Here is a 12,168-nt window from a genome sequence, read left to right as displayed (position 1 = left end):
AGACGGCTGCTGATTCCGAGAAGTCAGGTTTTCCTCATGGGCGGCTCAGCGGACACTCACTAGGATGGCCCTGTCGGCGTTCTGCGTCGTCGCCCTGCCTTACGACAAAGAAAGTCCCCTCCGTGAGTTTCCTGACCCGGCTGAGTCTGCAGAACCGGGCGCTCATCGCGCTCATCTCCGTCGTCGCCATCATCTTCGGCGTCATCGGCGCCGGTGCCCTCAAACAAGAGCTCTTCCCATCCCTCGACAACCCGCAGGCTACGGTCACCGCCTCCTATGAGGGTGCCACCCCGGAGGCCGTCGAATCCGAGGTCACCGACCCCCTCGAAGGTGCGCTGACCGCACTGCCCGAAGTCGAGGACATGACCTCGACATCCTCGGCGGGCAGTTCGCAGATCACCGTGAGCACGAAGTACGGTGACGACTCCGATGACGTCGTCAAAGCCCTGCAGCGCGCCGTCTCCCAAGTCCAGCCGAGCCTGCCCGACGGAGTCGAACCGAACGTCATGATGATGGGCACCGACGACATTCCGGTGCTCGCCCTGTCCGTGACCTCCGATGCCGATGAAGAGCAGTTGGCCGCGAATCTCGAAGACTTAGTCGTTCCGGAGCTGAAGAAAGTCGACGGCGTCTCCCAGGTGCAGATCGCCGGAGCGAAGACCAAGCAGGTCGAGATCAGCATTCGACGTGACGACCTCGAGGACGAAGGAGCCAACCTCGACGAGGTGGCCGGAATCCTCCAGTCCAACGGCGTCCCCACCTCGGCGGGTGAACTCAAGGGCACCGACGGCACCGCCCCGGTCGAGGTCGGCACGCGCATCCGCTCGATCGATGCGATCAAGGGCCTCGTAATCTCCGGCAAGGACGGACCGATCAAGGTCTCCGACGTCGCCGACGTGAAACTCGTCGACGAGCCGGTCGAATCGATCTCGCGCACCAACGGGCAGCCTTCGCTGTCCGTGTCGGTGATGAAGGAATCCGACGCGAACACCGTCGACGTCTCACACGCGGTGGCCGACAAGCTGCCCGAACTCGAGAAGATGATGGGCGACAACGCGGAGTTCGTCTCCGCGTTCGACCAGGCGCCGTTCATCGAGCAGTCCATCCACGACCTGCTCAACGAGGGTGGTCTCGGCCTGATCTTCGCAGTCCTCGTCATCCTCGTCTTCCTGCTGTCGGTGCGGGCGACGATCATCACCGCTATCTCCATCCCGCTCTCCCTCCTCATCGCCATGATCGGTCTGTGGATGGGCGGAGAGACCCTCAACATGCTCACCCTCGGTGCGTTGACGATCTCCGTCGGCCGTGTCGTCGACGACTCCATCGTCGTCATCGAAGCGATCCGGCGACGCCATGCCTCCGGCGGCGACAAATTCTCCAACATCCTCGCAGCCGTCTCTGAGGTGGCCGGGGCCATCACCGCGTCGACCCTGACCACGGTGGCCGTGTTCCTGCCGCTGGCGTTCGTGACCGGGCAGACCGGCGAGATGTTCCGGCCCTTCGCCCTGACCGCGACGATCGCCCTGCTCTCGTCCCTGTTCGTGGCGCTGACGATCGTGCCCGTCCTCGCCTACTGGTTCCTGCGTCAGCGGGAAGCGAAGGTCAAGCTCACCCGCGCGGAGAAGGCGGAGATCCGACGCAGCCGTAAGTCGATGCAGGCGCAGTGGCGGGCAGAGAAGAAGGTGGCGAAGAAGGCCGACAAGAAGCGCGACCTCGTCGCCGCCGGTGCCGAAGCCGAGGACATCGGGCTCCGCGACAGCGGCGAGTCCACCCGACAGTCCGTACCGACCGGTATCGCCGTGGGCAGTCCGCGCTACGGCGAATCCGAAGACGGTACGGAGGAAGTCGACGAACTCGCCGGAATGCATTCGCCGGTGACGCGTCTGCAGAAGACCTATATGCCGGTCATCGGGTTCTCGACGAAGCACCCGATCGTCATGATCCTCGTGGCCGTGCTCGTCCTCGCAGGCACGGGAGCGATGATTCCTCAGCTGAAGACCGAACTCTTCGGCGACACCGGGCAGGATTCCCTGCAGATCTCGCAGACCTTCGCCCCGGGCACGGACCTCGACGAAGCATCCGAGCAGGCGAAGAAGGTCGAGGACATCCTCGCCGATGCCTCCGACATCGACAACTATCAACTGTCGCTGGGCGGCACGACGTTCGGCTTCACCGATGATTCGTCCCTGACGGGCACGTATATCGTCAATACGAAGTCCGGAGTCTCGGCGCAGTCGATCTCCGCAGATCTGCAGAAGCAGTTCGACGACCTCGATGGTGCAGGTGACGTCGAAGTGGCGAGCCAGAGCTCGACTCCCGGCGCGCAGACGATCGACGTCACGCTCACGGCAACCGACGCGCAAGAACTCGAGGACGCGACGAACAAGGTCAGCGACAAGCTCGAAGGCGTGTCCACGGCGCAGTCGGTGACCAGCGATATCGCTGCTGTCCAGCCCGTGATCGAGGTCAAGGTCGATCACGAGAAGGCCGCTGAGGAGAATCTCACCGAGGCGTCCATCGGCCAGTATGTGCAGCGGGCCATGCATGGTCAGCAGATCGGTGAGGTCGTCATCGACGATGTCTCGCATTCGGTGCTCCTCTTTGACCGCAACGCCGACACCGTGGAGAAGCTGCGCGAACTCAAGATCCCGGGCAAGCCGGAACAGACGGCACCTGCCGGCGGAGCCGGTGCAGGTGCGGCAGGCGGCGCCGGCGGTTCAGGTGACGCCGGAGTAGCCGGTGGTGCCGGAGGGGGCCCCGGTGGTTCGGGCGACGCCGGGGGAGCCGGTGGTGCTGGCGGGGGCGCTGGAGGAGCCGGAGCCGCCGGTGGAGCCGCTGGAGGCGATCCGAACGCGGGCGCTCCCGTGACTGCGGAGCCGCGATTCATCGAACTCGATGACGTCGCCGACGTCAAGGAAGTCAAGACCGCTCCGACGATCCGCCACACGGATTCGCAGCGTTCGACCACCGTGTCCGTGACTCCGGAAGGTGATGACCTCGGAGCGGTATCGACCGAGGTGCAGTCCGCCCTCGACGAGGTGGACCTGCCCGACACCGTGTCCGTGGACACCGGCGGTGCCACCCAGGAGCAGAACGAAGCGTTCTCGCAGTTGGGACTGGCGATGCTCGCCGCGATCCTCATCGTGTTCGTCATCATGGTCGCCACGTTCAAGTCGCTGCTGCAGCCGCTGATCCTGTTGGTCTCGATTCCGTTCGCGGCCACCGGTTCGGTTGCGCTCTCGCTCATCACCGACACTCCGCTGGGGCTGACGTCGATGATCGGTCTGCTCATGCTCATCGGCATCGTGGTCACGAACGCGATCGTGCTCATCGACCTCATCAACCACTTCCGCGTCCGCGGGGTCGATCTGCGCACATCCATCGTCCACGGCGCCCGGCTGCGTTATCGTCCGATCCTCATGACCGCGGCCGCCACGATCTTCGCGCTGCTGCCGATGGCTCTGGGCCTGACCGGCGGGGGAGTGTTCATCTCGAAGCCACTGGCGATCGTCGTCATCGGCGGCCTGGTCAGTTCGACGCTGCTCACGCTCATCCTCGTGCCCGTGCTCTACCTGCTGCTCGAGGGAGTGAAGGAACGCCGGGCCGAGAAGAAGCACGTGAAGAACATGGCCCGCGGAGAGGTCCTCGACGCAGCCGAAGCCCGGTCGAGCCAGCGGGAGACCGCCACGGTTCCCGCCGGGGCGGGCGCCGGTGCCGGTGACCTCCGGACACAGACAGAGGGGGAGGCGTCCACCGAGGCAGCCGCACCGACTGCGGACTCGACATCCGCGGACTCGGGCAGGACCGCCTCGGCGTGGGATGAAGCAGCCCCGGCCGACCGCGTCGATGACGGACTGACCGTCAACGACGGACGGGACGCCGACGCGGATAGAGGTGATGCGGCGGAAACGGATTTCACCCTGCGCAGTCAGAATCCGCGCCGCGACGACGGGAACGGTGAACCCAAACACTGAGCCGTCCCGGCTAGAGTTGAGTTCATGACGACCGAGCTCGAACCACAGGAGAGAAAGCGCCTGTGGTTCGAGCTCGGTCTCATTGCGGCCCTGTCGCTGGGTCAGTCAGCCGTCTACGCGATCGTGCGCCTGGCCGACATCGCCACCCGCGGACCGATCAGCGATGCCCAGGCGAAACTCAACACCTCGATCTCGCCCCGGCCGGGCTTCGACCTCATCTACCAGCTTCTCGACATCGGCTTCACCCTCGTCCCCGTCGCCCTCGCGATCTACCTGCTCAGTCGAGACCGACCAGCCCAGCCGCTGCCGATCCGACTCGGAGTCGACGGGCACCGACGGGGCGACCTCGGCCACGGCGTCCTCATCTTCCTCATCATCGGCATCGGCACCCTCGGTGTGTACGCGGGCGGCAGGGTGCTGGGGATCACGGCGGAGATCCAGCCGTCCAACCTCGGCGATCATTGGTGGACGATCCCCGTGCTGCTGCTCTCGGCCGCGAAGAACGGAATCGTCGAAGAGGTGATCATCTTCGGATTCGGGGCGCTGCGACTGCGGCAGCTGGGCTTCGGACTCTGGCCGATCATCATCTCCCTGGCGCTCTTCCGTGCCAGCTACCACCTCTACCAAGGCATCGGCCCGTTCATCGGCAACGTCGCCATGGGCATCATCTTCGGCTGGCACTTCCTGCGCAAGGGCAGACTCATGCCGCTGGTGTGGGCGCATATCATCATCGACGCCGTCGGATTCCTCGCCCCGGGAGTGCTCGCCCTCGTCGACTTCGGGTGACCGCAGGAGCCCTTCGCTGAGCTCCGGGGGCAGGGTCGGGATCAGCGGACGGGACACTCATTCGACCTTCTGGGTTCACCGACAGTTCACCGACGGGTAGTTCCAGGGCCGCTTGGCGGTGACAGTCTCGATCGGGTGAACCCTCCCGGCTCCGACCCCTGTGGATCGTGGGCGGCGGAGGGAGAAAACGACACGATACTGAGGAGAGAATCGATGAGAACGTTCCTGCCGATGGCCGATCATGTGCGCGGTAAGCGCAGCGCCGTGACCTGCGCACTCAAGTGCGACAACGCATGCCTCAAGGCCACCTGCAACACCTCGTCGAACGGCTACTTCCGCGACATCGTCGACGCTAAGCTCAGCCGCCGTGCCGTCCTTGGAGCCTCAGCCGCGGGAGCTCTGGCGCTCGCAGTCACCACCGCTCCCAGCCCGACGGCCAGCAGTGCCGCGGCGGCCGGACACGGCACTTTGAAGTTCTCCGCCATCGATCCCATCCACCACGAGGTCGACAGGTTCATCGTGCCGAAGGGCTACTCCTGGCACCCTATCGTCCGCTGGGGCGATCCGCTGTTCCCCGACTCCCCGAAGTTCGATCCGGAGAACCAGAGCCCCGAAGCGCAGCGACGCCAATTCGGGTACAACAACGACTTCCTTTCCATCCAGGTCGACGAGGTCGACGAGAATCGGGCAGTGCTGTTCGCCAACCAGGAGTACACGAACGACGAGATCATGTACCCGGAGTCGATGGCCGCGGCCGACAAACGCGCCATCAGCCGTCAGGCTCACGGGCTCACCGTCGTCGAACTCGAACGCCGCCACAAGAACTCCCCGTGGTCGGTCGACGTCAACGGGAAGAAGAACCGTCGCTTCCTCATCGACACCGAATACGAGTTCACCGGACCTGCCGCCGGCTCCGACCTGCTGCGGACGAAGGACTACCCGCAGGGCGACAAGGCACAGGGCACACTGGGCAACTGCTCCGGCGGTCTCACTCCGTGGGGCACCGTCGTCTCCGGTGAGGAGAACTTCAACTCCTACTTCAAGGCACAGGGCACCTCGGCAGCCGACAAGCGCTACGGACTCGACAGCGAAGACTCGGCCAACGGCTGGGAGAACGATGTCGACCGCTTCGACACGAACAAGCCCGGATACGCCAATGAGGCGAACCGCTTCGGCTGGATCGTCGAGGTCGACCCGTGGGATCCGGAATCGACCCCCGTCAAGCACACGAACATGGGCCGGTTCAAGCACGAGGGCGCCAACGTCACGATCTCCGACTCCGGTCACGCCGTCGCCTATATGGGTGACGACGAGAAGTTCGACTACCTCTACAAGTTCGTCTCGAAGGACACGTTCGTCGAAGGCGACCGCGAGCACAACAAGAAGCTGCTGACCGAAGGCGACCTCTTCGTCGCGAAGTTCACCGGCAACTCCCCGAAGTCCGAGATCGACGGCAGCGGTGATGTGCCCTCGGACGGAGAATTCGACGGCAGCGGACAGTGGCTGCCGCTGGTCAAGGACGGCAAGTCGCAGGTGTCCGGATTCTCCGTCGACGAGGTCCTCGTCAACACCCGTCTGGCCGCGGACAAAGTCGGACCGACGAAGATGGACCGCTGCGAGGACGTCGAACCCAATCCAGTCAACGGACGCATCTACGTCGCCTGCACGAACAACTCCGACCGCGGAACCTCCGGCAAGGCCGGAGCCGACGAAGCCAATCCGCGCACGGAGAACCGCGACGGCCATGTCGTCGAGATCACCGAACGCTCCGGCGACCACACCGGAACGGACTTCGATTGGACTCTGCTGCTGGTCTGCGGCGACCCGAAGCAGGGCGACGCCACGTACTTCTCCGGATTCCCGGCCGACCAGGTCTCACCGATCTCCTGCCCGGACAACGTCGCCTTCGATACGGCCGGCAATCTGTGGATCTCCACCGACGGCGCCCCCGACGGCATCGGCTACTGCGACGGACTGTTCAAGGTCACGATCGAAGGCGAACAGCGAGGGCGGGTCGAACAGTTCCTGTCCGTGCCGCGTGAAGCCGAGGTCTGCGGACCGCTCATCCACGACGAGTACCGCTCGGCCTTCGTCGCCGTCCAGCACCCCGGCGAAGACGGATCATACGCGGACCAGCATTCGCAGTTCCCCGACTACGTCGACTCCACCGATGTCAACAAGGGAGTGGCCGCGTTGCCGCGCCCGACCGTCGTCCAGGTCATCAAGGGCCAGGGCAAAGGCGGAGGCAAGGACAAAGGCCACGGCCACGGAAACGGCAAGGGCCACGGAAACGGCGGAGGCAAGGGCCACGGCAGAAGCTGAGATCGGCCGCGGCCGGCTCTGAAGACGAGTTCAGGACGATCCGTGCTGGTTTCCTGACCGAAACTCAGCACGGCTCCGAAGTCGGCCGGCGCAACTGAAGGAGGCCAGAGGCAACACTGCCTCTGGCCTCCTTCGACCCCGCACAGAGCGGGCGCTGCGGGTCTCAGATGATGACGGGTCCGCTCTTCGTCTCGAAGCTCACCGACATGATGCCCGGCGTCCCGTGGGGCGCGGACCAGTCGATGTTGATCTCCGAGATCGGCTTGGCATCCTGAGTGCCCAGCCAATCGCGCAGACGGTCGCGGTCCCCGGCGATCTGCAGAGTGTCGATTGCGACGTCCTCATTCGTCTTGTACGTCGAGGGGTGCTGCGAGGAGTCGGCGGACCATTTGATGAAGAACGGCAGCTGGGGATCGGCGATGAGCCCCTTGACGCCGATCTGCAGCCACCTGAGTTCCAAACCGGACTCCGGCGTGCGGTTTCCATCGACGGCCTTGCGTTCGAGGCGGGTCTCGACGGCAGTGAGATCTTCGACCGAAACGCACCAGCCCATCCAGCCGCCGCCGAGCTCGGAACGAGCCCGGACCGCCTGGCCGAAGGGTGTCGAGAGAGCGGCCGGGTGCTCCAAGGCTTCCACGACTTCGAGGTAATGGCCGTTCGCTAGGGGGAAGATGAGGTTTCTGGTGCCGAATCGAGGATGCACACCGCCATCGTAGGGAGCCACTCCGAGCTTCTCCGCGATCCGCTCGGCGGTCGCACGATAGCCGTCAGGTTCACTGGCGTATGACACATGATCGAGTTTCATGACTCGACAATCGCATAACCTGGCTCGCCCTGCCCCTTAGGTTCACCTAAGAAATCGTGATGATCATCACGCTGGGCCCGGCCGGGGCCAAAGCGAAACCGCCCGGATGTCATCATCCGGGCGGTCGCGGACCAGCGCTGAGTTCTCAGCACGGTGAGAGGCGAAGGCTCAGTGGCCCTCGGCCTTGAACCGTTCGATGGAGGCGTTGATCTCCGCCTCGGCGGCTTCGCGACCGGCCCAGCTCGAACCCTTGACGTACTTGCCGGGCTCGAGGTCCTTGTACCGGTTGAAGAAGTGCTCGATCGAGTCGAGCATGAACTGGTCCACATCCGAGATGTCAGTGTAGGAGTCCCAGCGAGGGTCTCCGGCGGGAACGGCGAGGACCTTGTCATCGCCTCCGGCCTCGTCCTCCATCTGGAACATGCCGATGGGGCGGATGTCGATGAGCACACCGGGGAACAGCGGCTCGGGCAGCAGCACGAGCACATCGAGAGGGTCGCCGTCGTTTCCGAGGGTATCCTCGATATAGCCGTAGTCGGCGGGGTACTGCATCGACGTGTAGAGGTAGCGATCGAGCTTGACCCGACCGGTCTCATGATCGACTTCGTACTTGTTGCGGGACCCCTGCGGGATCTCGATTGTGGCCAACAGTTCCATAGTGCTCCTTCACGTTAGGGGTGCATCACTAGAATAGATGGTACAAGTCCCCGTCACTGCCCACCGACGGCGGCCACCCCACGGTCGTCGAGGAATGAGAGCCTGCGTTTGAACGATACCGATGCGCCGCAGAACCCGTCGGACTCCGGCTCCTCGCGCCGCGACCGCAGGAAGGCCGAATCGCCGCTGAAGAAGGGCGGTGCGATCACCGCCGGTGTCATCGTCCTCGCGCTCGGTGCCTATGCCGCCGTCGACGCCTTTGATCTCGTGCCCGGCCTGCCGGGGGTGCTCACCACAGAACCCCAGGTCAAGGTCCAGACCGTGCCCACCCCGCAGGCCCACGCCCAGCAGGTGCCCGCCCCTGCCTCGGCGGTGGATGATTCCGCTCCCGTGCCCACACAGATCCCGAAGACGATCGACGCCGTGCTCAAGGACTCGAAGGTCAAGGGCTTCGGCCTCGAGGTCCGCGACGGGCTCAGCGATGATGTCCTCTACGCGAAGGACGAGACGAAACCGCGCACTCCCGCCTCCGTGACGAAGGTGCTCACCGCAGCCGCCGCCCTGTCCGCGATCGGCGGGGAGACGCGGCTGGAGACGACGACGGACTTCGACGCGGACTCGAACACACTGACCCTCACCGGTGGAGGCGATGTGCTCCTGTCGGCCGGCGATTCCGATCCAGGTTCGGTCAACGGGCACGGGGGACTGCGGACCCTGGCTGAGGACACCGCGGCCGAGCTCAAGAAGCAGAACATCACCGCAGTGGCCCTCAACCTGGACACGAGCCGGTACGTCGGCGAGGACTTCGACTCCGGCTGGTCCCGGTCCGACATCGCCAAGGGCGTGATCACCCCGATCCAGCCGATCATGGTCGACACCGCCTATGTCGGGTCGAAGAAGGCCGAATGGCGCGGCCGCAGCGAACACCCCGCCAAGGATGCGTTCTCGATCTTCGAAAAGGAACTGAAGAAGACCGGGATCACCGTCACCGAGGCGGCCGCCGACTCCGAAACCGAGAAGTCGTCCGAATCCGCGGACCCGAAGGAACTCGCCAGCGTGGAATCGGCGACGATCTCCGAGATCGTCGAATACGCACTCGTGCACAGCGACAATGTCGTCGCTGAAATGCTCGGCAATGAGGTCGCCATCGCCCAGGGCCGCGACGGCAGCCTCGAGAACGGTCCCACGGCGGTGCTTGACGCCCTCGGAGAATCCGTCGACCTCGGACGCACGCACCTCGTCGACACCTCCGGGCTGTCCTATGACAACCGGATCGCCCCACACGATCTCACGACCGTCCTGCAGGCTTCGGTCGTCGCCGATGACTCCCTTGCCGGACTCATCAGCTATTTCCCCGTCGGGGGACTGACCGGCACCCTGCACGACCGATTCCTCAATGAGAGGAACGCCTCCGGGGTGGTGCATGCGAAGACCGGAACATTGTCCACCGTGACCTCCCTGGCCGGGGGAGTGCTCGACGCGGAGGGACGCTACCTCGTATTCTCCATCCAGATCGACGACGTGGATAAGGACAAGATCTTGGAAGCCAGAAAGACCGTGGACGATATCGTCACCGCACTCGCGAATTGCGGCTGCAGATGATCATCGATGAGGGATTCGCCGCCCGCACCGCCCGTGAGCTCGTCTCCGCAGCGAAGGTCCCCGAACCGGGTGTCCTCGATGAACTCGTCGAGGGGATGAAGGACAATGCGCTGACCGCTCAAGATCTCGTGCTCGACTCGTTTCTGCTGCCGCCGGATCACGCCGATGATGTGCGCGGCCGGCTCGCCGCCGGTTCAGTGCTCGTCCTCGACCAGGTCGGCTGGGTCAAAGCCAATGCCCAGTCCGTCAACGGAATGCTCGACGAGGCGGCCCTGCCCGCCCCGGTCGGCCCCGCCACCGCGAAGGCCGGCGCCGTCGAGGTCGCCGGGGTGCTCTCGCTGCTGTCAACCCGTGTGCTCGGCCAGTTCGACCCGTTCGCCGTGGAGACGGGACGGCTGATGTTCGTCGCCCCGGCCGTGCTCATCGCCGAGAAGGCCATGGACGTCGATCCGCGTGACTTCCGCATGTGGGTGGCCCTCCACGAAGCCACCCACCAAGTGCAGTTCGCGACCGCGCCCTGGCTGCGCGAACATATGCGCACCCTGCTCTCCGGTGCCGTGTCGACCCGACTGACGATGCCGGGAGTCGGCGGAATCGTCGACCTCTTCGTCACCCTCGGCCGCATCGTCAAGGGCGAGGCGAGCATCGTCGACCTCATCCGTGACGAGAAGATGCGCAGTGCTCTCGATGAAGCCACCGCGATCCTGTCCCTGCTCGAAGGCCACGCCGATGTCGTCATGGACGAGGTGGGTGCCGGAGTGATCCCGAGCGTGCGCAAGCTGCGCCGCAGGTTCGAGGCCCGCCGTGACGCCGGCCAAGGCGGGTTCCTCACCAGTCTGCTCGGAATGGACCTCAAGCTCGCGCAATATCGCGACGGGGCGAAATTCGTCCGCGCCGTCCGCCGTGAGGTCGGACAGAAGGGCTTCTCCCGCATCTACGCTGAACCTGCGAACCTTCCGCGCACAGCAGAGATCCACGAACCGCAGCTCTGGCTCGACCGTGTCCACGGCTGAGCGTTCGTCTGCCGGCTCCTCGCCGAGGCGACCGACCCTCGACCCAGCCAGCGGAGCCATCCGCGGCGCCGTCCGGGCGGCACTGAAGGCTGCAGGGCGTTCAGAACCAGGCCTCATCGTCGCGGTGTCCGGGGGAGCGGATTCGATGGCGCTGCTCCACGCGACCGCATTCCTCCACCGACGCGGCGAGATCCGTGCCCGTGCCGTCACCGTCGACCACGGACTCCAAACCGTCACCGCCGAGGTGGCCGACCGGGTCGCCGCCACCGCTGAATCATGGGGTATGCCCGCCGAAGTGGCGACGGTGCGCATCGACGCCGGCGACGAAGGGCTCGAAGCCGCCGCCCGCACCGCCCGCTATGCCGTCCTCGAAACCGCACGGGCAGCGGCCGGAGCCGACTGGATCCTCACCGCCCACACCCGCAGCGACCAAGCCGAGACCGTTCTGCTCGGCCTCATGCGCGGGTCTGGCACCCGGTCCCTGGCCGGGATGAGCCCGACCTCCGGACACCTCATGCGCCCCCTTCTCGGCCTCGACCGTGACCAGACCGAAGCCTCGTGCAGGGCCCAGGGCATCGAGATCTGGCACGACCCGATGAACGACGACACCGCATTCAGCCGGGTCCGTGCCCGGCAGCTGCTGGCCGGACTCGAAACCGAACTCGGTCAGCCGATCACCGCGAACCTCGCCCGCACCGCCGACCTGTGCCGGGCCGACGCCGATTTCATCGATACCCGCGCCGAGGCGGCCAGTCAGCACATCCGGGGGACCGCCTCGGTGCCGGTTGAGGACTTCACAGCACTCGACGATGCCGTGCTCAGCCGAGTCGTGCGCGACTGGGTGATCTCACTCGGCGTGCCCGGACAGAACCTCGGTGCGGTGCGGGTCGCCGAACTCTGCGCCCTCATCCGCGACGGCAGGCGGGGCCGCCTGTCCCTGCCTGGGGACACGGAAGTCGTCGTCTCGAATGGCCAGGCTGTGTTCCAGCTCGCGGCGAAGGCTCGCTGA

Annotated in this window: 8 protein-coding genes; 6 read left to right on the top strand and 2 right to left on the bottom strand. The window is 65.3% G+C overall.

The genetic code is table 11. The features are described from left to right. Positions 1–122: 122 nt before the first annotated feature. The 3 genes from BLU88_RS18310 (at position 123) to BLU88_RS15775 (ending at position 7,082) form a co-directional block, all read left to right on the top strand. Positions 123–3,974: an efflux RND transporter permease subunit gene (locus BLU88_RS18310; protein ID WP_231939463.1), complete on the top strand. Its 3,852-nt coding sequence runs from the start codon at positions 123–125 to the stop codon at positions 3,972–3,974. Positions 3,975–3,998: 24 nt separating this feature from the next. Continuing rightward, positions 3,999–4,760, top strand: coding sequence for a CPBP family intramembrane glutamic endopeptidase (locus BLU88_RS15780; protein ID WP_092016029.1), 762 nt, complete (start codon positions 3,999–4,001; stop codon positions 4,758–4,760). A gap of 213 nt (positions 4,761–4,973) precedes the next feature. Beyond that, positions 4,974–7,082 (top strand): PhoX family protein, encoded by a 2,109-nt coding sequence (locus BLU88_RS15775; RefSeq protein WP_092016026.1) that lies wholly within the window; start codon positions 4,974–4,976, stop codon positions 7,080–7,082. 163 nt (positions 7,083–7,245) lie between these two features. Here BLU88_RS15775 and BLU88_RS15770 read toward each other — a convergent pair whose 3' ends face one another. Together BLU88_RS15770 and BLU88_RS15765 are read right to left on the bottom strand one after the other, a co-directional pair. Next, a complete protein-coding gene (locus BLU88_RS15770) occupies positions 7,246–7,887 on the bottom strand; it encodes a VOC family protein (protein WP_092016023.1) in 642 nt (213 codons plus the stop codon). A gap of 168 nt (positions 7,888–8,055) precedes the next feature. Further along, positions 8,056–8,544: an inorganic diphosphatase gene (locus BLU88_RS15765; RefSeq protein ID WP_092016020.1), complete on the bottom strand. Its 489-nt coding sequence runs from the start codon at positions 8,542–8,544 to the stop codon at positions 8,056–8,058. Positions 8,545–8,652: 108 nt separating this feature from the next. Between BLU88_RS15765 and dacB the strand changes: the two genes are divergently transcribed. The 3 genes from dacB to tilS are packed head-to-tail and all read left to right on the top strand — an operon-like array spanning position 8,653 to position 12,168. Beyond that, positions 8,653–10,146, top strand: coding sequence for a D-alanyl-D-alanine carboxypeptidase/D-alanyl-D-alanine endopeptidase (gene dacB / locus BLU88_RS15760; RefSeq protein WP_231939462.1), 1,494 nt, complete (start codon positions 8,653–8,655; stop codon positions 10,144–10,146). After that, positions 10,143–11,159 carry a zinc-dependent metalloprotease gene (locus tag BLU88_RS15755; protein ID WP_092016016.1) on the top strand — a complete coding sequence of 339 codons (1,017 nt, stop codon included), beginning with the start codon at positions 10,143–10,145 and terminating at the stop codon, positions 11,157–11,159. The genes dacB and BLU88_RS15755 overlap by 4 nt, the downstream gene beginning before the upstream one ends. After that, positions 11,146–12,168, top strand: a complete 1,023-nt coding sequence (gene tilS / locus BLU88_RS15750; RefSeq protein ID WP_092016013.1) for a tRNA lysidine(34) synthetase TilS — start codon at positions 11,146–11,148, stop codon at positions 12,166–12,168. Before BLU88_RS15755 ends, tilS begins: the two co-directional genes overlap by 14 nt.

It is taken from the genome of Brevibacterium siliguriense (genome assembly GCF_900105315.1).
GTDB lineage: Bacteria > Actinomycetota > Actinomycetes > Actinomycetales > Brevibacteriaceae > Brevibacterium > Brevibacterium siliguriense.
Note: the sequence above shows the minus strand (reverse complement) of the source record. Positions and strands in the feature narration are given on the sequence as shown.